Source organism: Alloalcanivorax marinus (genome assembly GCF_016785095.1).
In the GTDB taxonomy this organism is placed as follows: Bacteria; Pseudomonadota; Gammaproteobacteria; order Pseudomonadales; family Alcanivoracaceae; genus Alloalcanivorax; species Alloalcanivorax marinus_A.
In genome coordinates, this window is record NZ_JAEKJB010000008.1 from 295,624 (window position 1) to 320,375 (window position 24,752).

The window sequence follows — 24,752 nt, forward strand, 5'->3', positions numbered from 1 at the left end:
GCGGGCTGACCTTTAATTCGAATCCATGGGAGCCGACCGTGTCTTTCCAACTCCGTTTTCCGGCCCTTGCCGTCACAGGCTTGTCACTTTTTCTCGCCGCCTGCGGGGGCGATGATGACCACCATGGCAACGCCTCCGAAGAGGCGAAGCCACTTAACCTCCAGGTTCTGTACACCAATGACCACCACTCCTATTTCGAAGGCCAGAGCTACGACCTGAACATCGACTACGACCCGGACCAGCCTGGCAACGAGCCGGTGCGGCTGAGCCTGGGCGGCTTCCCGCGCATCATCACCGCCATGAACGACTACCGGGACGACCATACCCTGGTGCTCAACAACGGCGAGCTGAACGGCACCCTCTATTTCAGCCTGTTCAAGGGCGAGGTGGACTTCAAAGTGTTCAACACGCTGGGCCTGGACGCCTACCAGCTCGGCAACCATGAGTTCGACGAAGGCGAGGCACACCTTCGCGACCTGCTGGAAACCGCCAACTTCCCGGTGATCACCGGCAACATCCATCCCACCGTGGACAGCCCGCTGTTCAACTCCGACATCAAGCCCTACGTGGTCAAGGAGATCGACGGCGAGAAGGTGGCCGTGATCGGCGTGCTGAAAGTGGAAAAAACCCGGGAGTCCTCCCTGGTCACCGACGCGGTGGAATTCGACGACGAGATCCTGTCCGTGCGCGACCACATCTATGCGCTGAAGGATCAGGGCATCAACAAATTCATCGTGCTCAGCCACCTGGGCTATGAGTTCGACCAGGTGCTCGCCGAAAGCGTGCGCGACATCGACGTGATCATCGGCGGCGACACCCACAACGTACTGGACTCCACCGGCGAACTGGCCGCCATGGGCCTGGAGGTGGACGGCGACTACCCCACCGTGGTCCAGGACCCGGATGGCAAGCCGGTGTACATCGTGCAAGCCTGGGAATACGCCAAGGGCCTCGGGCGGCTGAACATCGACTTCGACGCGGACGGCGTGGTCACCGACATCGACGGCAACATGGAACTGCTGGTGGGCGGCCCCTACCAGGTGCAGGACGGCGGCGGCGCCTGGGTCACCGCCGACGCGGACCAGACCGCCCGCATCAATGGCGTGATCGACGATCTCACCACCATCCGCACCGCCGAGGAATCCCAGCAAATCCTGGACATCCTCGCACCCTATAAAGAGCAGATGGAAAGCTTCAAGCAGGAAACCCTGGGCCAGGTCACCGAGCCGATGCCCTTCGAGCGCATCCCGGCGCCGTTCAACGCCGGCGACACCCCCACCGGCAGCTACGCCGCCTGGGTGGTGGCCGACGCCTTCCTGAAGTATCTGCCCAAGGCCGACGTGGCGATCCAGAACGCCGGCGGCGTGCGCGCGCCGCTGAACGACGGCACCTTCACCGTGGCCAACGCCTACGACATCCTGCCGTTCTCCAACACCGTGGTCACCATCGACATGACCGGCGCGCAGATCGTCAAGGTGCTCAACGAAGGCCTGGACTATGCCCAGGGCATCTCCGCCTCCACCGGCGCCTTCCCCTACTCCGCCGGCCTGCGCTACGACGTAACGCTGGGCGCCCCGGAAGGCACCGGCATCGAAAACGTGGAAGTGCGCGACGACAACGGCAACTGGGCGCCCATCATGGAAAGCGAAACCTACTCCGTGGCCACCAACTCCTTCACCGGCCAGGGCAAGGACGGCTACGTCACCTTCGGCGAGGTACAGGCCAACAACCCGGATGCCTTCGAGGACTCCAACGTCACCTATGTGGTGCCGCTGCTGGAGTACTTCCGCGAAGAGCTGCCGGACCAGACCCTGCCGGCCCTGGACCCGAACCAGTACAGCCTCAAGTCCGTCACCGACCTGCGCTAGTCGCCGGAACGATCAAGCCGGGCGGCATTGCCGCCCGGCTTTTTCTTTCTGAACAGCAGAGCCAGGGTGGCGAACAGAACCAAGGGCCCCATTGGGCCGCCACCACCGCCGCCACCTTCCGCTGAATCGGCGGGGGCTTCCGACAGCGTGCCGATCCGTGCCTTGAGAATCGGGCCGCTGTTTTCATCGCTCTGCTCATACCAGACCACCATCGCGATCTCGTCCGCCAGTGCCACCTTGGTTGTTTCGGAACTGTCGAACAACGCCGCGTCGCTTCGCGCGACTACCACCGGGGCATCTCCCACGGCCTGATCGCCGTTAATCACCGTGGCGTAACGGTCACGGGCGCCATCGTCATGACTGCCCGTCCACGCCGTGATGGCGCCACCCCCAGCGCCGACATCCAGGTCCACCCGATCCGAGGACACGTCGAACGGCGTGGCGCCTACGCGCGCCGAGCCCGCCACCGTGCCATCGGCCCGCCACCGCTGTATACGCTGGCTATAAACCGGCTCGGAACCATCGCTCTCGACCTGCAACCAGGCGCCCATGTAGCCGCCGTCCGGGGTGGCCACCAGGCTGACCGCGCTCTGGTTCAGACCGTCGGCGTCGTGGGCATTGTTGTCAAAGCGGAAGTCACCGCCCCCCAGCGTATCGCCGGACAGGTCGAAGCGGGAAGCCAGCAGAACCGTGCCGGCGCCAGCTTGCTCGGACCAGACCGCCATGCCCGAACTTTCCTGAAGCGCCACCACCATTGGATGGCTGGCTCCACCGGCTTGCCCTCGCGTAACGGGAGCCCCCACACCGGTGCCGTCCTCGCCACGTACCTGCATAAGGTAGTTGTCCTCAAGACCATACTTCACGCTCAGAATGAACAGCCCTTGTTCATTCATTGCGACTTCAAGATTGCAATTGAAGCCGTTCGCGGTGTCCTGGAAAAATTGCGTGGGCGAGGCCGTGCCATTGTTATCCACCAGCCGGAATTGGACGAACCGCCGGCATTCCGAGGCGCCCTCGGCGGCACCGCTATTCCAGACGACCACCTTATTGCCCGCGCCGTTCGTCGCCACGACTGGATCGGAGAGGCGCGGAAAGTTGGCTTGATCGGGGGTGTCATCCACGGTCAGGGCGGCACCACGAGGTTCGCCATTGCGATCGAAACGGGCAAGCCGAACGGATTCGGTCTGATCAACCGAATTACGCTCCACCCAGGTAACCGCGAAGTCATTGTCCGGCAGCGCCGCCACGTCGAAGCCCACGAACCGGGCATCGGCGTCGGCGGCATAAAGACTGACCGGCTCACCGTCATCCAGTACCGAAGCCGGGCTCACACCCGGGCTCATCGCCGCGCCGAGAAAAACCGAGAAAGAGAAAAATCGAAGACCGTCCCGCCCCATGATGAAACTCCCTTTAAAGCAATAATCGAGTGAACAGGCGCGGCCACCTCTGCCCGGGCGGCCTGCGCCTTTCTGAATCTAGCACAACCGAAACAAAGAGGTCCCGGCGGCATTGCCGCCCGGCTTGTTCACAGTAGCCATTCCACCGGCAGCCAGGAGACGAAGCGCACCCAGCCCCGGCGCCAGACACTGGTGGCCGGTTCCCGCTCATGGCGAACGGTGCCACCCTGGTCCGGCTCCAGCCAGTACAGATCGCCGTCGTCATCCCGTTTCACCGCGTAGGCGTTGGCCGGAATCACGGTTTCGAAGGCGGCGTCGATGCGGCTGGCCAGGGCTTCGCTGTGAATCAGGAAGCCCAGCTCGGTGTTCAGGTTCGCCGAGCGCGGGTCGAAATTGAACGAGCCCACGAACACCCGCTCGCCGTCCACGGCGAAGGTCTTGGCGTGCAGGCTGGAGCCGGAACTGCCGAACGGCCCGGCGCTTTCGTTGCGCTTCGATGGCGACAGCCGGCGCAGCTCGTAGAGTTCCACGCCGGCTTTCAGCAGCGCCTTGCGTCGTTTCTGGTAACCGGCGTGCACCGCCGCCACGTCGGTGGCGGCCAGGGAGTTGGTCAGCACTTTAACGGTGACGCCCTGACGGCGCAGGGCGCGGAAGGCGTCGGTGCCGTCGGCGGTGGGCACGAAATAGGGCGAGACCAGCAGCAGCGAATCCCGAGGCGCGCCCAGGGCCGCTTCCATCTGATGGATCAGCAGGCCTTCCGGCTCGGCTTCGTCGAGCCCCTTGGCCGGGTCGTCGCTGACCATTTCCACCGGCACCCATTCCAGTTCCAGGGAACGCTCCATCAGCCGGGTGACGAATTGCGAGGCGGCGATCACGCGCTGGTAGTCCGCCGCCGCCGGCGACGCCTTGAGTGCCTCCGCCCGGGCCACGAAACCGGCCAGTGCGTCCTCTGGCGGGGACGACAGAATCCGCGCCACCGGATAGGCGGAGCGGCTGCCCCAGTAGCGGTCGAAATCCCGGGACGCCGAATCCACCACCTCGCCCACCAGCAGCACATCCAGATCGTTGAACAACATGCCGTCGGAGGCGCCGAAGTATTCGTCACCCACATTGCGACCGCCGGCGATCAGCGCCTGGTTGTCGGCGATGAACGCCTTGTTGTGCATGCGCCGGTTCAACCGGGAAAAGTCGTACGCATAGCCCAGCCATTTCGGCTGGCGCACCACGAACGGATTGAACAGGCGGATTTCGATATTGGGGTGCGTGGCCAGCGCCGCCAGGTCGTCGTCGAGCCCGGCGGTGCCGTTGTCGTCCAGCAACAGGCGCACCCGCACGCCCCGCTCGGCGGCCTGATACAGGGCGCGCAACAGCAGCATGCCGGTGACGTCGTCGTGCCAGATGTAGTACTGCACATCCAGGGTTTTCTCCGCCGCCATGGACAGCAGCACCCGGGAGGCGAAGGCATCGTGGGCGTCCGGCAGGGGCGACACGCCGGTGAGGCCGGGATGGCGCAGCGCCTCCGGGCGCAACGCCCGCCCCAGCGCCGTGGCGCGGCTTTCCTCCGGCGACAGAGCATGGGACACCGAGCGACCCTCCAGGGACGGCAAGGCACACCCGGACAACAGGGACGCCAGCAACAACAGGATCAGGGCGGGGGTTTTAATGGTTCTCTCCTTGTCAGCGCGCCGCCCGGGCAGTGTACCCCAAGCGCGCTCAGCCGCCTCCGGCCAGCAGCGGCGCCCAGGCCGGCAAGCCGACGCCCAACCCCACGCCCGCGAGCACCCCGGCCACCAGGAACACCAGGAACCAGGCCCGCTCACGGGGGCTCATGGCCTGCACGCCCTGCAGGGTGCCGGGCCGTACCAGCAGATAGAACAGCCCCAGAGCCACCGCCAGCGGCCCGATCAGAACCGCCGGGTAAGCGTACTCCACGGACGCCGCGCCAGCGGCCAGCGCACGAGCCTTGCCGCCCATGTAGAAGAGCGTCCAGATAGCGCCCGCCAATAGAAATAACCAACCGGCCAGGCGCACGCCGCCGGGGGTGGCGGCCTGAAGCGGGTCCGGCGAGCTGCCCGCTTGACGATAACGCCACAGCGCCCGGCCGGATCGGAACATACCGATCAGCCCCAGTACCAGAAACAGCAGCCCCATCGCCAGCATGCCCAGCACCACGCCCTGATCGCCAAATTGCCGGTACAGCCAGCCGCCGCGTTCCTCCGCCCGGGCCGGCTCGCCCCAGCGGGCCACCGCCAGCAACAGTGCCACGCCGCCGATCACCGACAACGCCAGCCAACGCCCCAACGACGCCAAGGTTCTCTCCACCGCTGTCCATCCCGCAAACGCATCAAAAGAGTGGACCAACCTACCCAAGCACGGAGGGCGGGGCAACGGGGCCCGCGCCGAACCGTGAAACGGCCCTCGGTGGCAGGGTTTTGATGCAGATCAAAAAGCAACCGCCGCAACGCCTCTAGTCTATTGCTTTCCACTGTTTCTCTTATCGGCACGGGCTCCGTGCCAGGCGGATCGCGATGAAAGTAGAGACCTTCTCCGATGTCCTGGACTGGACCCGGGCCGTGCACCGCAACCTGGCCGACTGCGCCGCTCACTGCGGCGCCGGCAGCCGCCAGGAGAAAGTGCGCATGCTGCTCGACTATGTCCAGGAGCACGAAACCCGCCTCAACCGTATCCTGGAAAGCAGCCAGAAGGACGCCGACCCGGCGGCGCTGCACAGTTGGGCTTACGAATTCTTCGAGAAGGCGCCGGTGCGGCCCCACGAGGCCTGCGCCGCCGACTTCAAGAACAAGAGTACGGACGAGATCATCAGCGCCGTGCTGGCCCAGCACACCAAGATCATCGAGTTCTACCGTTACATGGCCAGCCGCGCGGAAGTGCCCAGCACCCAGGCGCTGATGACCAACCTGCTGGAACTGGAACAGAACGAAGCCAGGCGCATGGCCCGGGACGCCGGCGAGCTGGACGACCTCTGAGTACCGCGCGCCACCTCCGAGACCCATCCATGCCCGATACCACCCCCGCCGCGCCGGAGCTGCTGTCTCCGGCCGGCACCCTCAAGCATTTGCGTTACGCCTTCGCCTACGGAGCCAATGCCGTCTACGCCGGCCAGCCCCGTTACTCCCTGCGGGTGCGCAACAACAGCTTCAAGAACGAAGCCGCCCTGGCGGAGGGCATCGCCGAAGCCCGCGCCCGAGGCAAACAATTCTATCTGGCCTCCAACGTCAGCCCGCACAACGACAAGGTGCGCAGCTACCTGCGCGATCTGGAACCCATCATCGAGCTGGGTCCGGATGCGCTGATCATGTCCGACCCGGGCCTGATCATGATGGTGCGCGAACGCTGGCCGGAGCAGCCCATCCATCTTTCCGTGCAGGCCAACGCGGTCAATTACGCCACCGTGGAATTCTGGCGCCGCCAGGGCATCCAGCGGGTGATCCTGTCCCGGGAGCTGGCCCTGGACGAAATCCGGGAAATCCGTGAAAAGGTGCCGGCCATGGAGCTGGAGGTGTTCGTCCACGGCGCCCTGTGCATGGCCTATTCCGGCCGCTGTTTGCTGTCCGGCTACATGAACCACCGCGACGCCAACCAGGGCGCCTGCACCAACGCCTGCCGCTGGGACTACAAGCCGGTGGCCGCCCGCACCGACGACAGCGGCGACCTGATCCCGGTGCGCGAGCCCCCCTCGCTGCTGGTGGCGGAGCCCAACGACCCGGGCCGCGCCATCGCCCTGCACGAGGACGAGCACGGCACCTACATCATGAACTCCCGGGACCTGCGCGCGGTGCAGCACGTTCAGGCCCTGGCGGACATGGGCGTGCACTCGCTGAAGATCGAGGGCCGCACCAAGTCGGTCTACTACGCCGCCCGCACCGCCCAGGTGTACCGGCGCGCATTGAATGACGCCACCGCCGGGCGGCCCTTCGACATGGCGCTCATGGACGACCTGGAAGCTCTCTCCCACCGGGGCTACACCGAGGGCTTCTTCCGCCGCCATCCGCCCCAGGCCTACCAGCATTACGAAGCCGGCACCGCCCATCTGGGCAGCCAGCAATTGGCGGCGGAGGTGATCGAGGCCGACGACCACTGGCTGACCCTGGCGGTGAAAAACCGCTTCGAGCGCGGCGACCAGGTGCTGTTGATCACGCCGGAGGGTAACCGTCGCTTCCAACTGGACGGGCTGGAGAATCAACAGGGCGACACCATTCAGGTGGCGCCCGGAGACGGCCATGTGGTGCGTATTCCTCGTCCCGACGGCCTGGGTGACGAGGCGCTCGGCTTCGCCATGCTGGCCCGCTGCCTGGACAGGCACGCGCCGGACTCCGGCGCCACCTTGACGCAGATCAATAAACAACCAGTGGTCCACTCCTAAGCTGCTGGGATGTTTGCCCGGCGTCCGGGGCCGGCCCGGGCACCCACCTCGCCCCACGCTGGCCGTGGGGCGGCACGGATCTGAGGGGCCTATGCGGATTGTGGTGCGGCGTGGACTGACCGTTCCCCTTAAGGGCGCGCCGGCGTCCCGGGTCGATCGGGACATCGTCCCCTCCAGGATCGGCCTGCTCGGCGACGACCTGGGCCACCGGCGCGTCGAACCGCTGGTGGAACCGGGCCAGCCGGTGCTGGCCGGCACGCCGGTTCTGCGCGACCGGGCCGACCCCGACCTGCTGTTCTGCGCCCCGCTGTCCGGTCGGGTGGAGCGCATCGAGACCGGCCGGCGGCGCCGGCTGGCCGCCCTTGTCATCGCCGCCGACGGCGAGGATCAGCGGCGCGCCTTCGATGTCTCCCGCGCCGACGACGCCTGGGGCCTGCGCGCCCTGCTGCTCGAAGCCGGCCAATGGCCGGCGCTTCGCGCCCGCCCCTTCGAACGCATCGCCGCGCCGCGAACTTCCCCGGCGGCGGTGTTCGTCACCGCCATCGACACCGCGCCCCACGCCCCGGACCCGCGCCCCCTCATCCAGGAACGGGGCGACCATTTCGCGCGTGGCCTGGCGGCTGTAAGGCTGCTCACCGACGGCCCCGTGTTCCTCTGCCAGGCCCCCGGGCCACCCCTGTCCACCGGGGACGCTCAACTCCGGGTGGTGGATTGCGCGGGCCCGCACCCGGCCGGTCTGGTCGGCACCCACATCGCCAGGCTGTGGCTGCCCCGCCGTGGCGAGGTGGTCTGGCACATCGATTATCAGGACCTGATCGCCATCGGCCATCTGCTCGCCACCGGTCGCATCGACCCGTTCCGGATCGTCGCGCTGTCCGGCCCGGGCAGCCGCGATCCACGCTTGGTGCGCGCGCCCCAGGGCGCCGATCTGCACGCCCTGGTCGGGCCCGATGCGGCCTCCGGCGCCAAGGTGATCCTGTCCGGCCCGGTGCTGGCCGGTCGCGAGAGTGCCTTCCTGGGCCGCTATCACCGCCAGGTCACCGTACTCGACCGGCCACCGCCGCGCCGTACCCACTGGCTGCTCGACGCTCTACGCCAGGCGCGGCGACCGGCGCCGTTCATTCCCACCCAGAGCCTGGAGCGGACCCTGGGCAGCACCGCCCCTGTGGTGCCACTTCTGCGCGCGTTGTCCATCGGCGACGTGGAAGCCGCCACGCGCCTCGGTTGCCTGCATCTCGCCGAGGAAGATCTGGCCCTGGCCACCTACGTCACCGGCGGCCAAACGGATTTCGGACGACGACTGCGCGCCGTTCTCGACCACCTGGAGAGAGAAGCATGAGAGGCGGCGTCTGGCATCGCGACACCCTGGCCTGGCTGATCGTCGCCGCCACCCTGCCGGCGGCGGCCGGGGCCATCGCCGGCTTCGGCGTCGCCGCCCTGGAGGCCATGGTCTGGACACTGCTGGCGGCGTTGGGTTGGCAACTGGTGTTTCTGTGGACCCGCGCCCAACCGGTGTCGCCCATTGCCGTGGCCACGGCGTTCGCCGTGGGCGTGCTGGCCGCCGGCGACTTCCAGCCCTGGCAAATGCTGCTGGCGGCCAGCTTCGGCATCGTGCTCGGCGAACAGATTTTCGGTGGCTGGGGACGCAACATCATCAATCCGGCCGTGGCCACCCTGGCTTTTCTGTACTTCGCCTTCCCGGCCACCCCGGTGCCCACCGGGGGGGCGCCGCTGGCCCTGGCGGTGGTGCCCGGCGCGCTGATGCTGTTGGTCACCGGCGTACTCTCCTGGCAACTGCTGCTCGCCACCCTGGTCGGCGTGATGGCCACGTCCCTGGCCATGGACCAGGCCGCCGGCGCGGTCCTGAGCCAGGGCAGCGCCCTGTTTGGCCTGGTGTTCCTGGCCGGCGACCCGGTGGCGTCCTCGGCGACCCGGCCGGGGCGCTGGTTCCAGGGGGCCCTCGCCGGCGTGCTGCTGGTGCTGTTCGGCTGGCACGACGGCGTTTTTGACGGCCCCCGGGCGGTGGTTCTGGCGACCCTGGTCGCGTCCCTGTTCGCGCCACTGATCGACGCCGCCGTGATCGCCGCCACGATCCGCTCCTGGAGACCGCCCGATGCCTGACCTGAACCCGCTGAGCCTGTGGCGCAAGCTGCTGGCGCTGCCCAATGAGAGCCGCGCCAAGACCCTGGCGGTGGCCTTCCTGGTGTCCGCCGTGTGCACCGTGATCGTGTCCGCCACGGCGGTGATCCTGGACCCGGTGCAACAAGCCAACCGGCGCGCCGAGCAGGCAGCGCGCATGGACGCCATGCTGGCCGCCATGCCGGACATGGCGGCCCTGATCGAGCACACCGGCGGCGACGAGCTGGAAACTCTGATCATCGACCTGCGTACCGGCGAGCCGGCGCGGGACGTCGCCCCCGACACCCTGGACGTGGAGCACGCCTTCAGCGACCCGGTCTCCACCACGCCGCTCGACCCGGAGCGCGACCTGGCCGGTCTCGGCGAGCGCCCCGACCTCGTGCCGATCCATGTGCTGCGCGAGGACGGTCGGCTGAGGCTGGTGATCCTGCCGGTGGTCACCCAGGGCTACCAGTCCACCATCCGCGCCAACCTGGCCCTGGAAGGCGATCTCCAAACGGTGGCCGCGTTCTCCATCATCGAGCAGGGGGAAACTCCAGGGCTGGGCGCGCGCATCGACGACCCGGCCTGGCAGGCGCGCTGGCGGGGCAAGCGCGTGGCCGGCCCGGATGGCCAGCTCCGCTTAAGCGTGGTGCGCGGCGGTGGCACCGACGAGTTCCAGGTGGAAGGCATCACCGGCGCCACCCGCACCGGCAACGCCATCAATAACGGCATTCAATTCTGGCTCGGCCCGGACGGCTTCGGCCCGGTGCTGGAAAGGCTGGCGAAGGACGGGCGCTGAACGATGAAATGGTTGCGCGTGCTGTCCCACCCGATCCTCGACAACAACCCGGTGACCCTGCAGATCCTCGGCATCTGTTCGGCGCTGGCGGTCACCACCTCGCTGACCACCGCCGCCACCATGGCAGTGGCTCTCACCCTGGTGCTGATGGCCAGCAGCGTGATCATCTCGACCATCCGCCGACACATTCCCTCGTCCATCCGGCTGATCGTGCAGATCACCCTGATCGCCTCCCTGGTGGTGGTGGCGGACGAAATCATCCAGGCCTACGCCTTCCCGATCAGTCAGCGGCTGTCCATCTTCGTGGGGCTGATCGTCACCAACTGTCTGGTGCTGGGGCGCGCCGAGGCCTTCGCCATGCACAATCCGCCGGGGCCGGCGGCCCTGGACGCCCTGGGTAACGGCCTGGGCTACTCACTGATTCTGCTGATCGTCGCCTTCCTGCGGGAGCTGTTCGGCGCCGGCACCCTGTTCGGCTGGCCGGTGCTGCCGGTCGCCACCGACGGCAGCGGGTTCACGCCGCTCAAGTTCATGCTGCTGGCACCCAGCGCCTTCTTCATTCTCGGCCTGCTGATCTGGGCGCTGCGCTCCGTGCGCCAAGGGCAGATCGAGCCGCCGGACTTCAAGATCGCGCCGGACACCGAGGAGAGACGACCATGATCGATCTGTTCCTGCGCTCGGTGTTCGCCGACAATCTGGCGCTCAGTTTCTTTCTCGGCATCTGCACTTTCCTGGCTGTTTCCAAACGCCTGAGCACCGCCGCCGGCCTGGGCATCGCCCTGATCGTGGTGCAAACCATCACCGTGCCCCTGAACTTCCTGATCTTCGAGTATCTGCTGCGGGCCGATACCTGGGCCGCCCTGGGCCTGGCGGGCATGGACCTCACCTTCCTCAAGCTGATCGCCTTTATCGCCGTGATCGCCGCCATGGTGCAGATTCTGGAACTGGTGCTGGACCGCTACCTGCCGGCGCTGTACCGCACCCTGGGCATCTATTTGCCACTGATCACCGTGAACTGCGCCATTCTCGGCGGCTCCCTGTTCATGGTGGAGAACAAGTACACCTTCAGCGAAAGCCTGGTGTTCGGCTTCGGCAGCGGCGTGGGCTGGGCACTGGCCATCGTGGCACTTGCCGCCCTGCGCGAACGGCTCAATTACGCCGACATCCCCGCCGGGCTGCGCGGGCTGGGCATGGCGTTCATCGTCACCGGCCTGCTGTCCATGGGCTTCACCGCGTTCGCGGAGATCGGGCCATGACGCAGACGCTGCTTGCCACCGGCCTGATCGTCGCCCTGATCCTGGCGCTGTCGCTGCTGGTGATGACGGCCCGTTCCGCCCTGTCGCCGGCCAAACCGGTGACGCTCACCGTCAATGGTGATCGCGAGGTCACGGCCACCACCGGGGAGCGCCTGCTCGGCGCCCTCAATAACGCCGGCATCGCGGTGCCCTCGGCCTGCGCCGGCGCCGGCACCTGCGGCCAATGCCGTCTGAAGGTCACGGCGGGCGGCGGCGCCGCGCTGCCCACGGAGCAGGCCCTGCTCAGCGCGGCGCAGCTGCGTGACGGCCAGCGGCTGGCCTGCCAGGTGGTGATCCGGGGGCCATTGTCGGTGACGGTGCCGGACGACATTCTGGCGGCGGAGCAGTGGACCTGCGAAGTGGAGCGGGCCACCCAACTGGCGCCGCTGATCCGGGAACTGGTGCTGCGCGTGCCGGACGACGCGGAATTCCGCTTCCGGGCCGGCGCCTATGTGCAGATCGAGGCACCGGCCTACGCGCTCAATCTGGCCGACCTGCCGGTGGAAGCACGCTTCGAGCCGGCCTGGGAGCGGCTCGGCGTGAAAACGCTCAGCGCGCACAACCCGGCGCCCACCCACCGGGCCTACTCCATCGCCAGCCGACCGCGGGACCAGGGCCGCATCGTGCTGGACATTCGCCTGGCGCTGCCGCCGGTCGGCGCCGGCCCGGTGCCGCCGGGCATCGTTTCGTCCTACCTGTTCAGCCTGAAGGCCGGAGACCCGGTGGCGGTCTCCGGGCCGTTCGGCGATTTTTTCGTGCGCGATACCGACAAGGAAAAGATCTTTATCGGCGGCGGCGTGGGCATGGCGCCGCTGCGGGCCATGATCCATGATCAGCTCGCCCGGGGCGGCACCCACCGCATGAGTTTCTGGTACGGCGCGCGCGGCCTGGCCGATCTTTTCTATCGGCAGGAGTTCGATGACCTGGCGGAACAGCACGGGAATTTTTCCTGGGCGGCGGCCCTTTCCGAGCCGGACCCGGAGGACCACTGGACCGGCCGCACCGGCTTTATCCACGAGGTGGTGTACGAGGACTACCTCAAGCACCACCCCGCGCCCCAGGACTGCGAATACTACCTGTGCGGCCCGCCGCTGATGATGGAGGCGGTGCTGACCATGCTTGATGAGCAGGGCGTGGAGCCCACCGCCATCCTCAACGACGAATTCAGCGCCTGACGCGGCCGGCGCTCATTGCGCCACGTAGCCGCCATCCACCGGAATGTTGGCGCCGGTGACGAAGGACGCCCGGGGCGAACACAGCCACACGATCAGCTCCGCCACCTCCTCCGGCGTACCGATGCGGCCGATGGGGTGCAGCGGCTCCATCATGTCCCGGGAAGATTGCGCGCCGCCGCTGGCCTGGTCCGCCAGGGAATCCAGCATGCGGGTATCGATGCCGCCGGGGCACACGGAATTGACGCGGATGCCCTGCTTGCCGAACTCCAGGGCGGCGTTCTTGGTCAGGCCGTTGACCGCGTGCTTGGACGCCACATAGGGCGCCAGCCCGGTGAAGCCGATCAGCCCGGCGATGGAGGCGAGATTGACGATGGCGCCGCCGCCGTTCTGGAGCATCTGCCGGATCTCGGCGCGCAGGCACAGAAAGGTGCCCTTGGCGTTGACCCTCATGACCGCTTCGTAGTCGTCCTCGGACTGGTCGGTGAACGGCACCACCGCGCCCTCGATGCCGGCGTTATTGCAGGCGCAATCCAGGCGGCCGAAGCTGTCCACGGCGGTGCGGATCAGGGCGTCCACCGCCGCCGCGTCGGTAACGTCGGCACGGGTGAATAGCGCCTCGCCGCCCTGCTTCTTGATCAGCGCGACGGTTTCCTCGCCGCCGGCCACGTTCAGATCCGCCACCATCACCCGGGCGCCTTCTTCCGCGAATTTGAGTGCCGTGGCGCGGCCAATGCCCGCGCCGGCGCCGGTTACCAAAGCCACTTTATTGGTCAGCATCGCCATTGCTCATCTCCTGTGTTCCCGGCCACGTTCATGGCACGGTGAATTTGAAGTCATGACACTGGGCGCAAAAGTTCTCCGATGGGCCATGCACCCGGTGGCACAGGTCGCATTCGGCGAACGTGGCGCCGTGGGGCGTGGAATGGGGATTGGTCGGCGACACCTTCTCGGTGAGGGCCCCCAGGTCCTCCAGCGGACCGTGGCAGCCCAGGCACTGTTCGGTGGCCACCGCCGTGGGCGGCTCCGCCGCCCCGTGGCAGGCCTGGCAGGGCACGTCGTTCAGGGCGTGGTGCTGGTCGAGCTGCGCCGCCGCTCCGGCGGCGAACCCGACCAGCGCCACCAGCAAGACCAGCCTCAAGCCCAGGCGATCCTGCGCCTGTCTCATGCCCAACGCTCCTGCGCGGCGGCATTACGCCCCGCGATGCGACCAAAGGTGAGACAGTCCGCGTAGGCGCAGGAGCCCAACCGGGACGCGCCGTGCACGCCGCCGCTGGCCTCCCCGGCCACATACAGGCCAGGAATCGGCTGGTTGGACAACACGTCCAGAGCCTGGGCCCGGCTGTTGATCGCGCAGCCCCCCATGGTGTGGTGGATCTTCGGCGAGAGGCGCATGACGTAGTAGGGCGGCGTGTCGATCTTGTCCACGTTGGCGGCCATGTAGCGGCCGAATTCCGAATCCTTGCCGGCGTCGACGCTGTCGTTGAACGCCTTCACCGTGGCCTTCAGCTCGCTCACCGGAATATCGTGGGCCCGCGCCATCTCTTCCAGGGAACCGTATTCCATCAGGGCGCCGCTCCGTTTCATCCGCCCCAGGCGCTGCTGCGAGGTATCCATGGTGCCTTTGCCATAGCCCTTGGCGTCGGCGAAGGCGATGGTCTTGTTGCCGGCGGCGAGAATGGCGTCGGCGCGGGTCTTGCGGTCCGCCAGCTCGTTGACGAAGCGCTTGCCGGTGCGGGTGTCCACCCACAGACCGTAGGAGGCGGTGACGCCCTGCACGAAATGGGGCGCCATGCCGAAGCCCCGTTCATCGGGGCTGGTCCAGGGGCCAAGCTGAATCCAGGAGGGCTGCACCAGAATGCAGCCGGCGTGCAGCGCGGCGCGCAGCGCCTCGGCGGTGGCACCGGGCTGGTTGGTGGTGTCCAGGTCGCCGCCCAGGCGCGGGTCCTGGAGGGCACGGAACACCGGGTCGGCGCCGAAGCCGCCGGAGGCCATGACCACGGCCCGCCGCGCCTTGATGGCCACCGGCGTGCCGCTTTCCAGGTCCGGATGGCGGAAACCGCGATGGACGATCACGCCTTTTACCCGCCCATCGTCGTCGCGCAACAGGCGCTTCAACAGCATGCCGGTACGCGGCTCCACGGCCAGCTCCTTGAGCCGGGCCAGCTGCGGCTCGATGATGCCGGCGCCGCTGCCGGACGCGACGCTGTAGGAGCGCGGCACCGCGTGCCCGCCCATGTGCGACAACCCGGAATACTCCACGCCCAGTTCGTCGATGGTCCACTGCACGGTCTCCACCGATTGGTCGGCGACGATCCGCGCCAGTTCCGGCTGGTTCAAATAGAGACCGGCCTTGAGCATGTCCTCATAAAGGCTGTCCGGCGAATCCTTGATGCCCTGCTTGGCCTGCAACGGCGAACCGGCGGCGGCGATCACGCCACCACTGATGATGGAATTGCCCCCGGGGGTGCGCATTTTCTCCAGCAGGGCCACGGACGCGCCGGCCTTGGCCGCCTCATGGGCGGCGGCCAGCCCGGCGAAGCCGGAACCCACCACCACCACGTCCACCTCTTCGTCCCACTTAGCCGGCATCTTGTCCGGCATAGCCTCGGCGCGGGCCTGGCGGCTCAGGCCGGCGGCCCCCAGGGCCAACCCGCCGAGCATCGAAGCGCCGCCGGCTTTCAGCAGCTGGCGGCGGGTCAGGGCCTGAAAACGATGCGTTTGCTTATTGCTCACGACAAACCTCCCGTTAGCCGTCGGCCAAGCGCGAACGTTCCCAGCGAAATAACGCGAGACCGAAAGGATTGATCACGAAGTATTCAGATTCGCAGAGGCTCCCCGGACCTCCTTGACCCAGGTCAAGAAAGGCAATTTCCCAGAGATGCCCGCGGGTGGGCCGCGCTGTGTACCCAGGCAGCACTCAGTCCAGCGGCCAGCTCATCAGTAAACGGCCGCCCACGCCGTGCAGGGTGGCGCCGTCCGCCGAGAAGCTCAGGTCCGCCAGGGCGCTGGCGGGGGGCGCCAGTGTCTTGGCCACGGTGCCGGCGCGGGGCCGCCACAGGGTGAGCGCGCCGCCGTCGTCGTACAGGGCCAGGTAGCGGCCATCCGGCGAGGCCGCCGCCAGCCGCACGCCGGTGGCGCCGGGCAGAACGATGGAAGCGAGCACGGTGCCCTTGTCGGTGTCCAGCACATGAACGCCGGCCCGGGCATCCGGGCCTTCCACGGCGAAGGCCGTGGCCAGCCAGCGGCCCGCCTCCGACACCGTGCCCGTGCCCGCCACCAGGGCGGTGCGCGGGTCCAGGCCGTCCGGGTAGGTCACCGCCGGCGCCCCGGCCACACGCGGCGGTACCGGGAAGGCGCGACGGGTCGCGCCGTCCTTCCAACTCAGCGCCGCCACGCCGTGATCGTCCTCCACCCACAGGCTGTCGCCGCCGCCCAGCACCCGTAAGCGCCCGGGCATTGCCGTCACGCGCGGCACCGCCCGCCGGGGCGATAGCGCCCCGTCCTGCCAGGCGCGTATTCCGTCCACGCCCCGCTCCACGAGTTGCGACCGGTCGCCGGTGGCGACCCAGGCACCGCCCTGCAGGGCGCGGCGGCGGTCTTCCGGCAACGGCAGGTGCGTCACTTCGCCATCGTGATAACGAAACAGGGCGGGCAGCGATTCGCCGAACGGGCGGCCGGAAAAATACACGCCGGAGACCGTGGCCGTGAACCGGGCGGCGCCCTCCGCCGCCCGCCACAGCACCTGGACCTGCTCCGCCTCCGAGTCCAGGCGCCATAGCTCGGCGATCATACGGTCCTCGCCCTCCACCCGCGCCTGGCGGTCCACGCCCAGCAAAAAGGCGCCGTCGCTCCCCGGCGCCATGGCTTTCAGTTGCAGGGCATCGTCGCTGCGCAGGTCCCGGACCCTCGGCTTCAACGGCGCCCCCGCCTTCTCGGGCGTTCGCCAGCGGCGCGCTGGCAGAGTCTCCGGCACCCGCATGTCAGGCACCCAGAGCGCCACCTCATCGGACAGGCGCAGCGCCTGCTCCGGCCAGTGGCCGGCCAGCGCCTCCAGGGTGGTGGTCAGCCAGGAGGCCGGTACCACGCATTGCCGCTTAAATTGAGGCGCCGCGCCCCAGTTACCCGCCACCGGTTCCGGCAGCGGAATGGACTGGCAACGCTGCAGCACGATGGCGGAGGCTGGCCGCCCGAGGATCGGGCTCAGGTCCAGCAGCCGGGCGGAGTCCGTCACCGGCACCTTGTCCTCCCGCCTTTCGTGGACGAAGCGCGCGCCCGCCAACCGGCTTGAAAAGCCGGGCAGGCCACGCATCCTTTCCGGGTCGGACGCCACATTGGCCAGCAAGCGCCGCTGGCGGGCGGCGCTTTCCGGTTCCGTCAGGGCGCCCTGGCTCACCGCCCGCCGCAGCGCCGGCGCCAGCCCCTGGTCCACCCAGGCACGGCGCGCCTCCGGGCTGGCCGCCAGCCACCAGCGGCGCCAGGGGTCGGGCCAATCCGCCACCGTTTGCGGCGCCGTATCCAGCGTCCACCCAAGCCTGGCCCAGGCGGGCTCGATCACTTCAAGCACCGTCTCGTAGTCGGCGTCCACCAGCACCACCGCCCGCTCGGATGCAAAGCGACGGCCTTCGCCAAACACCACCACCGGCACCCGCAGCGCGGCGGGGGTGCGCGGCAAGAATGCCTCTCGCTCCGTGGACGCCCGCCAATCCGCGCGGCTTTTTTCGGGAAAGTCGCCGGCATCCGCCGGGGCCATGAACAAGGACATAGCGACTCCCGCGAGCGCTCCGACCAGGCTCCGCGCCTTCCGCGCTTTCCGCGCCACCCGGCTCATGGTTGAGGCCTGGCCATCAGTTCAACGTCGAACGGTGCCGGATCGGTCCTTCGCATCCAGACACCCCGGAAGCCGTCCGCCTCCGGTTCCAGAATGAACATTTCCCGCCCCGCCGGCGTGTCGCCCTCCCACTTGAGAACCAGCGCCTCGTCTTTCCGGCGGGTCAGACGCAGGGGAATCGGCGTGCCCACGTTTCGGTAGGCGTAGGAACCACCGTCCTCGCCATCCAGCACCAGCACGATCCGGTGCCGGTCAATGCGCCCGAAATACACGCCCTTCTCGCCGTAGGTGCGTGGGCACGATGTCCGGTCACCGGCGAGCGCGCAGGCCCCGAAGTCGCTGAGCCAGGGCCGTAACGTTTCAGCATCGCCGTCGGCTTGCAGCGTGCCGAGCTCATCCAGGGCCCGGTAGGCGCGGCCGAAACCACACTGCCAACGCACATGCAGGCCCGCGTCATCCACAAAAAAATCCCAGGACGTTCGCGAATCCTTCAGAACGTCGAGACAGTTTTCGTAGTGCTCGCGCTGTACCTGGCGGTCCTCGTCGTCCAGCTCCGAAGGGGCCGACAGCAACGCGCGGATTTCGTCCCGCCACTGTCGTTGTACCCGCGCTTGGAAATCGCTCAGGCCGTCCTTGCTAAAGAAATCCGCCAGATCCAGGGGCCGGCCAGTACCGGCATCAAAGGTAAAGTGGCTTTGGTACTGAGTGTCGTAGGCGCCGAGGAAATCGCCGTCGATGGCCAGCGACAGATACGCCGGGGTGTTGCCGGTGACCTGATAATCCAGGCGGCGGATGCCCCAGCCGTGCGGGTCCAGGCCGACGCGCTCCAACGGCGCGATTTCCGTGGAGAACGGATAACGCTCCAGCACCTGAACCTGCAGCCAGGTATTGATGGCCTCCGCTTCCACACCGCCGGTTACCAGTGGAAAGCGGTACGCTTCCGCCTGTTCCGCATCGTCCAGGGGCAGGGGCATGACCGACAAAGGCGCGGCCAGCGAGATCGGAGACAGCAGCACCACCAGGGACAAAACGGAGCGAGCAGAAGATCGGGTATCGGCCATGATGGTAGAAGGGGCTCCGCCCCACCGGTCGGTTCGTTATCCAGAACCTACCCGGCGGGGCGCAGCGGCGCAACGCGGTGGCTCACGGAGCGTGAGCCGGGCCGCATTGCCACCGCCAACCGATTACGGGTCCGCGCCGGGCCGTTACTCCAGCGCGCACTCGAACGAGGCCGCTTCCATGGGATCGCCGCCGTCGATATAGCGCGGCCAGGCCGGATAGTCGCACAGCGGCCGGGTGCGGCCCGGTGCGCCCACGGTGTCCGTGGTCACCTGGTTCTCCGGCGCGGTGCCCTGTTCCACCCATTCTTCCAGCGCGGTGAGCGAATCCCAGGTGGCGTTGAAGCTGAGGCTGGCCGCGTGGCCGAAGCCCGCCACTTCATAGAAGCGCACGAACGAATCCACTTTTTCCGCGCCCATCTGGTTCAGCAGCCGACCGTAGTACATCTCGGTGGCGCGGGTGCTCACCAGCACATCCGACATGCCGTGGGCCAGCAACAGCTTGCCGCCGCGCGCCTCGAACGCGGAAATGTTGGTGCCCGCGTTCAGGCCCACGCTCAGCTCGCTGATGCGCTGCGCGTACTGGGGCGCCGGGTTGATCGGGTCCAGGTTGTAGGAGTTGAACGAGGCGTCCCGGGCCACGGAGTATTTCACCCACTGATCCACCAGCACGCTCAGGTAGGGCGCGTACTGCGGCATGTTCGGAAACACCGGCGCGGTGTAGCCGAAGTTCAGGAAGGTGATGGTGTTGCCGATCGGCGTGCTGGTGTCGATGCCCAGATCCGCGCCCCACACGTTGGAGCCCGGGTAGCCGGTCTCGCCGCTGGCCAGCGGGAAGTTGAAGGTCACGCCCTGGTCCATGGTTTTCAGGGCGTTGATCTGCGCGTCGGACAAGCAGCTGTCGCCGTCGTCACCGCCGCCGGGGCAACGCAGCGGGTTGCCGTTCACCATGGCCGTGGACGGATCGAAGATCGCATTGCACTGGCGCTGGTCATTGATCAGCTCGTCCGCCAGCCCGTCCAGCTCGTCGCAGGCTTCCAGGGCCGCGTCCAGCAGCAACTGCCGCTTGGCGAAGCTCGGGTAGGCGCCGGGTTGGGACAGGGCGCGGCTGTAATGCTGGCCGGCCAGCAGCGCTTCCGCGTCGTTCCAGGCCGGGTACCAGGCGATGGCCCCGTCCCAATCGTCCGGCCAGCGCTGGATGCTGGTCAGCGCCTCGCGGCCGCCGGTGGAACCGCCGGCGAAATAGCTGTGCGCCGGCGCGCTGCCGTAACGCTTGTTGATGATGAACATGGAAGCATCGCGGGTTTTCTTCAGCGCATCGCCGGCGAAGTTGTCCACCGCCTCGTCATTCAACCCCCAGCGGCCGTCCTGGGACCCGAGCGCATTGGCTTGGTGCCCGGAGTCGCTGGCGAAGGTGGCGTAGCCGCGCGCCACCGGCAGCGGCTGGTCCACCGCGCCCTGGGCAATATTGCCGGTGATATTGGGGATGGAACCGTTGAAACCGCCGCCGCCGAACATCAGCGCTTTCTTGTTCCAGTCGGCGGGCAACGCCACCTTGAACAAAATATCCGGCGCCGCCGGGTCCACCGGCGCGATGCGGCCCTCCACCAGACAGTGCTCCGGCAACGCCGCCGCGCCGCTGCCGCTGGCGGCCACCACCGTGGCCGCCGTCACCTCACCGCCGGAGGTCGCCAGCGCGAACGCATCGGCGGGAATCGCCAGCCCGGGCAACTGCTCGCAGCTCAAGGATTGGGGTTGTTCGACGTCGTCGTGGTCGCTATCGCCACCGCAGCCCACCAGGGCCAGGGCGGACAGGCCGCACAGAGTGATGCCCAGCCGTTGCAGGCCGTTTGTTGTTTTCATGATGCTCTCCCGGTGTTGTCGTTATTGGTCGGGTTGTCTGTCTTGGCACCGTGCCCGGCGCGGGCACGGTGTTCTGGCATCATAGGACGGCAGGCGACCATATTCACTCGAACGTTAGTGAATAAACATAAAGGTGCTTTTCGGCTATCGGCCTTTGTTACACGCCAGGCATCGCCACGAACCCCGGCAACGCCTTGATGCGCTCGATCCAGGCGCGGATCGCCGGGTATGGCTCCAGCGTCACCCCGCCTTCCCAGCCCAGGGCGATGTAGGGGAACACCGCGCACTCGGCCAGGGTCGGCCGGCCCAGGGCCATCCAGCGATGCTCGCTCAGGTGCCGTTCGATCAGCGGCAACACCCGGTCGCTCACCGCCAGGGCCCGCGCCTTATCCAGCGGGTAACCGAACTTGTCGATCAGCCGCGCCACATTAGGGCCCGCGTGGATCTCGTTGGCGGCGGTGGACAGCCACTGCATCACCTCGCCCTGATGGACCGGGCTGTCCGGCCACCATTGATGGCCGCCGTATTGGCGAGCCAGATAGACCAGAATCGCCTGGGAATCGCGCAGCAGCACCTCACCATCCTCCAGCACCGGCACCTGGGCCCAGGGGTTCAGATCGATAAACGGCGATTGCTGGTGCTCGCCGGCGGCCAGATCCACCGGCACCCGCTCCAGCTCGATGCCCACCAAAGCGGCGAACAGGCGCACCTTGTAGCAGTTACCGGACAATTCCATATCGTACAGTTTCATGGCGAGACTCCTTATTCGGTTTCCGGAAGCAGCTGGTTGAACTCCAGCACGTTGCGATCCGGGTCGCGGATAAACAGGGTGATGCGGCGCGGGCCCAGGCGATGGATGCCCTCGGTGATCTCGATGCCCGCCTGATCCAGCCAATCCTTCAAGGCATACAAGTCATCCACCACGAACGCCGGATGGGTCACGCCCGGCAGCTTCACCGGCTCGTCCAGCAGCACGTTGCGGCCATGGAGCAACCGCGTGCCGTTGAAAATCAGATTGATGCGCACGCCACCCGGCGTCTCCATCTCGTTGGCTTCCGCCTTCTCGAAGCGTCGCACCTCCGTGAACCCGAGCTGCTCATAGAACGCCACCGCCTCCTGGCGATCGCTGACCCGGATGCCCACATGGTCGTACTCGCGAATGGGCTGCGGCTGTTTCATCACTGGCTCCCTCTGTGAAAAAGAAGCCCAGTACACGCTTTTCTTTAAGTTCAATAAATGGCGCCAACCTGTTAGCTTTATTCAGCTTTTCGCAAAAATGGAGCCGCACGCCTCCCATGGACAAACTCAAAGCCATGAGCACCTTCGTCGCCATCGTCGACCAGGGCAGCCTCTCCGCCGCCGGCGACAAACTGGACCGCTCCCCCGCCGCCATCGTCCGCACCCTCGCCGGCCTGGAACAGCACCTCGGCGTGCGCCTGCTCAACCGCAGCACCCGCCGCCTCGCCCTCACCGACGAAGGCCGCGACTACCTGCAACACTGCCGCCAGATTTTGGCCGACATCGACACCGCCGAAGCCCGCCTCGACAGCCACCGCAGCGAACCCGCCGGCACCCTCTCCATCACCGCCCCGGTGATGTTCGGCCACCTCCACCTCACCCCCCTGCTCAACCACTGGCTCAAACAACACCTGCACATGCGCGCCGAACTCACCCTCCTCGACCGCGTCACCGACCTGCTCGAAGAAGGCTTCGACCTCGCCCTGCGCATCGGCCACCTCGCCGACAGCACCCTCATCGCCCGCCCCCTCGGCCACACCGGCTACGTCCTCTGCGCCAGCCCCCACCTCCTCGAACAACGCGGCCAACCCCAACACCCCCAGGACCTCGCCCACTGGCCCACCGTCTGCTTCGCCCCCGCCGGCAGCACCTGGCGCTTCCAGGTGGACGGCAAACCCTGGCCCCAACGCATCGACCCACTGATCCGCGCCAACCAGATCGACACCCAACTCGCCGCCGCCCGCGACGGCCTCGGCCTCTGCCGCGTGCTCAGCTACCAGGCCCAACAGGACTTCGAACGCGGCACCCTGGTGCCCGTGCTCACCGCCTACAACCCGCCGCCCATGCCCGTGCAGTTCGTGTTTCCGCACAGCAGGCTGCTGTCGCCGCGGGTGCGGCATTTTATCGAGGCGGTGGAGGGGGCGTTGAAGGAGCGTTTGGCGCAAATGACTTGAAGCCTGATCGAGCCGAGAGCAGGTTATTCACAGAATAGATTCAGCTGAATCACTGGAAGAACGGCCATGCCGGAGCAACCACAATGAAAAAGCTACCCGCCCGTTCCGATTGCGACATAGAACGGATCACTTTACACATGGATGCGACTACCAAGACGCTGTTGCAGCGAGCGGCTGACGTCAGCGGTCTGCGCTTAGCGGAGTTTATTCAAGGCAGCGCCAAAGCCCGCGCTCAGCGCCTGCTCAGCCAGAGCGTGGTCACCCGCGTCAGTAACGAGGACTTCTGCCGGGTGCTCGACACCGTTGAAAACCCGCCTGCACCCACCGACGATCTAATTAAGGCACTGAGCCGTTCAACCTGATTCCTGCCAGTCGTCAACCTTGCAGGCGCAACCGCACCGAAGCCTCGACATCGCGGGCCACCCGAATCATCGCGGCCACCAGCGATTCGTCAACTTCCAGATGGCCTTCGTACTCAGCCAGATTGCGTTTCCGGTGGGCTTGGTCCAGCACCCGCCACTGAGCGTTCGGCAAATCCGCCGTGTGCTTGAGACACTGAAAGACCAGATAGCGGCTTTCCGAGCGGTAGCCCTGCAAGCGAAGGGCGGTAAGCGCCAGCGTATGGGCCGCGTTGTAGGCCAGATCGAAGCGGCTCTCCAGGCTCAGACTTTCCTGCTCGGCATCGGCCAGTCGACGCTGGCCGGAGAGGAACAGGCCGTTGAGTTCGGCCTCGGCGGGCGGTTCAGGTTTGAGCTGGCCGGTGCGGGCCAGATTCTCCAGAGGATCGGAAGTCATCGGGTAAGCGTCCTTGCAACAGTATCGTGTCCCCTGAAAGCACCTTATGCAGGAACGGATTGCCGTCCCGCAGCCGCTTCTCGAACTCCGCGTTGGTGTACAACGTCGGATTAATCGGCCGCCCCAAGGTGCTCTCCACATCGGCCAGCATCCCGTAGGCCGATTCAAGAGTCAGGGTATCGGACACCAGCAGCAGGTCAATATCGCTCGCCGCCGTCGCCCCACCCTTCGCCACCGAGCCGTAGACCAGCGCCAGATCGACGGCCTCCGGAGAGGCCGCCAGCGCCCCCCGCAGCGGCCCTACCAGCCCCACGGTCTTGCGAATCAGCCCCACCAGCTCGGCATGGATCGGCGATTCCGGATTGGCCTGGTAGTGCTTCTGATTCCCCACCCGAAACACCCGGACCAGCCCACTATCGGCCAGCTTCTTCAGCTCCCGCTGCACCCCGCCGGACCCCATGCCCAGCAGGCCGATCACCTCGGCGCCGAAGAAGCTCCGCTCCGGCTGGCCGAACAGCAGCCCGAGCACCCGCTGCTGGGTGCTGGAGAACAAGGCGTCGGCCAGGGAGAGGCGGCCGGGATTGGTTTCGATACCGTGATTTATACCCATAATGGGTAACTATAAACCCAATATGAGTATCTTCATATGAGAAAACTCATATTGAGTCCCCAGAACCCCAAATTGGGTACCCAGCCAGCAACAGCGCTCAAACACCGCCCCGCCTACTTCCAGTACAAAGGACAATCGGCTCACGCTCGGTCGCCTCGGTATCGTGCGCCACCTCCGCCCGCAGCCAATAACCACGGGACAGGCCGAAGAAACGACACAGCCGCAGATCCGTATCCGCGGTGATGGCGCACTTGCCGGCGACGATATCGCCGATGTGCTGCGCAGGTACGCCGATTTCCTTGGCGAGGCGATTATTGCGGAAGAGACACAAATTATTGCTTACCCAATAGCGATATCGTAAAAGGGA

At 66.9% G+C, this 24,752-nt stretch carries 25 protein-coding genes; 11 read left to right on the forward strand and 14 right to left on the reverse strand.

What is annotated here, in order from left to right:
• Positions 1–38 precede the first annotated feature (38 nt).
• Complete coding sequence (locus JF515_RS08390) at positions 39–1,868, forward strand: 5'-nucleotidase C-terminal domain-containing protein (protein WP_203103068.1); 1,830 nt, start codon at positions 39–41, stop codon at positions 1,866–1,868.
• On the opposite strand, the gene JF515_RS08395 is transcribed toward JF515_RS08390, so the two are convergent.
• From JF515_RS08395 to JF515_RS08405, 3 genes are all read right to left on the reverse strand, one after another.
• Positions 1,865–3,265, reverse strand: a complete 1,401-nt coding sequence (locus tag JF515_RS08395; protein WP_203103070.1) for a hypothetical protein — start codon at positions 3,263–3,265, stop codon at positions 1,865–1,867. The two genes, JF515_RS08390 and JF515_RS08395, sit on opposite strands and share 4 nt — an antisense overlap.
• Positions 3,266–3,393: 128 nt before the next feature.
• Complete coding sequence (locus JF515_RS08400; RefSeq protein ID WP_238400942.1) at positions 3,394–4,902, reverse strand: phospholipase D family protein; 1,509 nt, start codon at positions 4,900–4,902, stop codon at positions 3,394–3,396.
• Positions 4,903–4,978: 76 nt separating this feature from the next.
• Complete coding sequence (locus tag JF515_RS08405) at positions 4,979–5,575, reverse strand: hypothetical protein (protein ID WP_238400943.1); 597 nt, start codon at positions 5,573–5,575, stop codon at positions 4,979–4,981.
• A gap of 218 nt (positions 5,576–5,793) precedes the next feature.
• On the opposite strand from JF515_RS08405, the gene JF515_RS08410 reads away from it, so the two are divergent.
• The 8 genes from JF515_RS08410 (at position 5,794) to nqrF (ending at position 13,039) form a co-directional block, all read left to right on the forward strand.
• Entirely contained in the window at positions 5,794–6,252 is a 459-nt protein-coding gene (locus JF515_RS08410; RefSeq protein ID WP_203103074.1) for a hypothetical protein, read from the forward strand.
• A 29-nt stretch (positions 6,253–6,281) separates the two neighbouring features.
• Positions 6,282–7,649 carry a tRNA 5-hydroxyuridine modification protein YegQ gene (yegQ, locus tag JF515_RS08415; RefSeq protein WP_203103086.1) on the forward strand — a complete coding sequence of 456 codons (1,368 nt, stop codon included), beginning with the start codon at positions 6,282–6,284 and terminating at the stop codon, positions 7,647–7,649.
• Positions 7,650–7,740: 91 nt separating this feature from the next.
• A complete protein-coding gene (locus tag JF515_RS08420; protein ID WP_203103088.1) occupies positions 7,741–8,988 on the forward strand; it encodes a hypothetical protein in 1,248 nt (415 codons plus the stop codon).
• A complete protein-coding gene (locus tag JF515_RS08425; protein WP_203103098.1) occupies positions 8,985–9,770 on the forward strand; it encodes an RnfABCDGE type electron transport complex subunit D in 786 nt (261 codons plus the stop codon). The genes JF515_RS08420 and JF515_RS08425 overlap by 4 nt, the downstream gene beginning before the upstream one ends.
• Positions 9,763–10,569: a Na+-translocating NADH-quinone reductase subunit C gene (locus JF515_RS08430; RefSeq protein WP_203103100.1), complete on the forward strand. Its 807-nt coding sequence runs from the start codon at positions 9,763–9,765 to the stop codon at positions 10,567–10,569. The genes JF515_RS08425 and JF515_RS08430 overlap by 8 nt, the downstream gene beginning before the upstream one ends.
• A 3-nt stretch (positions 10,570–10,572) precedes the next feature.
• A complete protein-coding gene (locus JF515_RS08435; protein ID WP_203103102.1) occupies positions 10,573–11,229 on the forward strand; it encodes an NADH:ubiquinone reductase (Na(+)-transporting) subunit D in 657 nt (218 codons plus the stop codon).
• Positions 11,226–11,825, forward strand: coding sequence for an NADH:ubiquinone reductase (Na(+)-transporting) subunit E (gene nqrE, locus JF515_RS08440; RefSeq protein ID WP_203103104.1), 600 nt, complete (start codon positions 11,226–11,228; stop codon positions 11,823–11,825). Before JF515_RS08435 ends, nqrE begins: the two co-directional genes overlap by 4 nt.
• Entirely contained in the window at positions 11,822–13,039 is a 1,218-nt protein-coding gene (nqrF, locus tag JF515_RS08445; RefSeq protein WP_203103106.1) for an NADH:ubiquinone reductase (Na(+)-transporting) subunit F, read from the forward strand. Before nqrE ends, nqrF begins: the two co-directional genes overlap by 4 nt.
• Before the next feature lie 12 nt (positions 13,040–13,051).
• Here nqrF and JF515_RS08450 read toward each other — a convergent pair whose 3' ends face one another.
• From JF515_RS08450 to JF515_RS08485, 8 genes are all read right to left on the reverse strand, one after another.
• On the reverse strand, positions 13,052–13,822 hold the full coding sequence (locus JF515_RS08450) for an SDR family oxidoreductase (protein WP_203103108.1): 771 nt from the start codon (positions 13,820–13,822) through the stop codon (positions 13,052–13,054).
• A gap of 28 nt (positions 13,823–13,850) precedes the next feature.
• A complete protein-coding gene (locus JF515_RS08455) occupies positions 13,851–14,204 on the reverse strand; it encodes a cytochrome c3 family protein (RefSeq protein WP_203103110.1) in 354 nt (117 codons plus the stop codon).
• Positions 14,201–15,772: a flavocytochrome c gene (locus tag JF515_RS08460; protein ID WP_203103112.1), complete on the reverse strand. Its 1,572-nt coding sequence runs from the start codon at positions 15,770–15,772 to the stop codon at positions 14,201–14,203. Before JF515_RS08460 ends, JF515_RS08455 begins: the two co-directional genes overlap by 4 nt.
• A 184-nt stretch (positions 15,773–15,956) precedes the next feature.
• A complete protein-coding gene (locus JF515_RS08465; RefSeq protein ID WP_203103113.1) occupies positions 15,957–17,801 on the reverse strand; it encodes a WD40 repeat domain-containing protein in 1,845 nt (614 codons plus the stop codon).
• Between the two features lie 62 nt (positions 17,802–17,863).
• Complete coding sequence (locus tag JF515_RS08470) at positions 17,864–18,928, reverse strand: hypothetical protein (protein ID WP_203103115.1); 1,065 nt, start codon at positions 18,926–18,928, stop codon at positions 17,864–17,866.
• A gap of 144 nt (positions 18,929–19,072) precedes the next feature.
• Positions 19,073–20,788, reverse strand: a complete 1,716-nt coding sequence (locus JF515_RS08475) for a tannase/feruloyl esterase family alpha/beta hydrolase (RefSeq protein WP_238400944.1) — start codon at positions 20,786–20,788, stop codon at positions 19,073–19,075.
• Between the two features lie 157 nt (positions 20,789–20,945).
• Positions 20,946–21,539 carry a glutathione S-transferase family protein gene (locus JF515_RS08480; RefSeq protein WP_203103117.1) on the reverse strand — a complete coding sequence of 198 codons (594 nt, stop codon included), beginning with the start codon at positions 21,537–21,539 and terminating at the stop codon, positions 20,946–20,948.
• Positions 21,540–21,550: 11 nt separating this feature from the next.
• Entirely contained in the window at positions 21,551–21,967 is a 417-nt protein-coding gene (locus tag JF515_RS08485; protein WP_203103127.1) for a VOC family protein, read from the reverse strand.
• A 116-nt stretch (positions 21,968–22,083) separates the two neighbouring features.
• On the opposite strand from JF515_RS08485, the gene JF515_RS08490 reads away from it, so the two are divergent.
• Both JF515_RS08490 and JF515_RS08495 read left to right on the forward strand, forming a co-directional pair.
• Positions 22,084–22,980, forward strand: a complete 897-nt coding sequence (locus JF515_RS08490; protein ID WP_203103129.1) for a LysR family transcriptional regulator — start codon at positions 22,084–22,086, stop codon at positions 22,978–22,980.
• An 83-nt stretch (positions 22,981–23,063) separates the two neighbouring features.
• Entirely contained in the window at positions 23,064–23,342 is a 279-nt protein-coding gene (locus JF515_RS08495) for a DUF1778 domain-containing protein (protein WP_203103132.1), read from the forward strand.
• Positions 23,343–23,355: 13 nt separating this feature from the next.
• Here JF515_RS08495 and JF515_RS08500 read toward each other — a convergent pair whose 3' ends face one another.
• The 3 genes from JF515_RS08500 to JF515_RS08510 form a co-directional block, all read right to left on the reverse strand.
• A complete protein-coding gene (locus JF515_RS08500) occupies positions 23,356–23,775 on the reverse strand; it encodes a hypothetical protein (protein ID WP_203103134.1) in 420 nt (139 codons plus the stop codon).
• Positions 23,723–24,385 carry a nucleotidyltransferase domain-containing protein gene (locus tag JF515_RS08505; protein WP_203103136.1) on the reverse strand — a complete coding sequence of 221 codons (663 nt, stop codon included), beginning with the start codon at positions 24,383–24,385 and terminating at the stop codon, positions 23,723–23,725. Before JF515_RS08505 ends, JF515_RS08500 begins: the two co-directional genes overlap by 53 nt.
• A 97-nt stretch (positions 24,386–24,482) precedes the next feature.
• Positions 24,483–24,716, reverse strand: a complete 234-nt coding sequence (locus JF515_RS08510; RefSeq protein ID WP_203103138.1) for a HigA family addiction module antitoxin — start codon at positions 24,714–24,716, stop codon at positions 24,483–24,485.
• Positions 24,717–24,752: the final 36 nt, after the last annotated feature.

Excerpts from the sequence above, each read along its gene's own strand:
- JF515_RS08505 (WP_203103136.1), bottom strand. The coding sequence starts at position 24,385 with ATGGGTATAAATCACGGTATCGAAACCAATCCCGGCCGCCTCTCCCTG.
- yegQ (WP_203103086.1), top strand. The coding sequence starts at position 6,282 with ATGCCCGATACCACCCCCGCCGCGCCGGAGCTGCTGTCTCCGGCCGGC.
- nqrE (WP_203103104.1), top strand. The coding sequence starts at position 11,226 with ATGATCGATCTGTTCCTGCGCTCGGTGTTCGCCGACAATCTGGCGCTC.
- JF515_RS08475 (WP_238400944.1), bottom strand. The coding sequence starts at position 20,788 with ATGAAAACAACAAACGGCCTGCAACGGCTGGGCATCACTCTGTGCGGC.
- JF515_RS08455 (WP_203103110.1), bottom strand. The coding sequence starts at position 14,204 with ATGAGACAGGCGCAGGATCGCCTGGGCTTGAGGCTGGTCTTGCTGGTG.
- JF515_RS08450 (WP_203103108.1), bottom strand. The coding sequence starts at position 13,822 with ATGGCGATGCTGACCAATAAAGTGGCTTTGGTAACCGGCGCCGGCGCG.
- JF515_RS08485 (WP_203103127.1), bottom strand. The coding sequence starts at position 21,967 with ATGAAACAGCCGCAGCCCATTCGCGAGTACGACCATGTGGGCATCCGG.
- JF515_RS08470 (WP_203103115.1), bottom strand. The coding sequence starts at position 18,928 with ATGGCCGATACCCGATCTTCTGCTCGCTCCGTTTTGTCCCTGGTGGTG.
- JF515_RS08500 (WP_203103134.1), bottom strand. The coding sequence starts at position 23,775 with ATGACTTCCGATCCTCTGGAGAATCTGGCCCGCACCGGCCAGCTCAAA.
- JF515_RS08410 (WP_203103074.1), top strand. The coding sequence starts at position 5,794 with ATGAAAGTAGAGACCTTCTCCGATGTCCTGGACTGGACCCGGGCCGTG.
- JF515_RS08495 (WP_203103132.1), top strand. The coding sequence starts at position 23,064 with ATGAAAAAGCTACCCGCCCGTTCCGATTGCGACATAGAACGGATCACT.
- JF515_RS08435 (WP_203103102.1), top strand. The coding sequence starts at position 10,573 with ATGAAATGGTTGCGCGTGCTGTCCCACCCGATCCTCGACAACAACCCG.
- JF515_RS08420 (WP_203103088.1), top strand. The coding sequence starts at position 7,741 with ATGCGGATTGTGGTGCGGCGTGGACTGACCGTTCCCCTTAAGGGCGCG.
- JF515_RS08465 (WP_203103113.1), bottom strand. The coding sequence starts at position 17,801 with ATGTCCTTGTTCATGGCCCCGGCGGATGCCGGCGACTTTCCCGAAAAA.
- nqrF (WP_203103106.1), top strand. The coding sequence starts at position 11,822 with ATGACGCAGACGCTGCTTGCCACCGGCCTGATCGTCGCCCTGATCCTG.
- JF515_RS08425 (WP_203103098.1), top strand. The coding sequence starts at position 8,985 with ATGAGAGGCGGCGTCTGGCATCGCGACACCCTGGCCTGGCTGATCGTC.
- JF515_RS08490 (WP_203103129.1), top strand. The coding sequence starts at position 22,084 with ATGGACAAACTCAAAGCCATGAGCACCTTCGTCGCCATCGTCGACCAG.
- JF515_RS08480 (WP_203103117.1), bottom strand. The coding sequence starts at position 21,539 with ATGAAACTGTACGATATGGAATTGTCCGGTAACTGCTACAAGGTGCGC.
- JF515_RS08430 (WP_203103100.1), top strand. The coding sequence starts at position 9,763 with ATGCCTGACCTGAACCCGCTGAGCCTGTGGCGCAAGCTGCTGGCGCTG.
- JF515_RS08395 (WP_203103070.1), bottom strand. The coding sequence starts at position 3,265 with ATGGGGCGGGACGGTCTTCGATTTTTCTCTTTCTCGGTTTTTCTCGGC.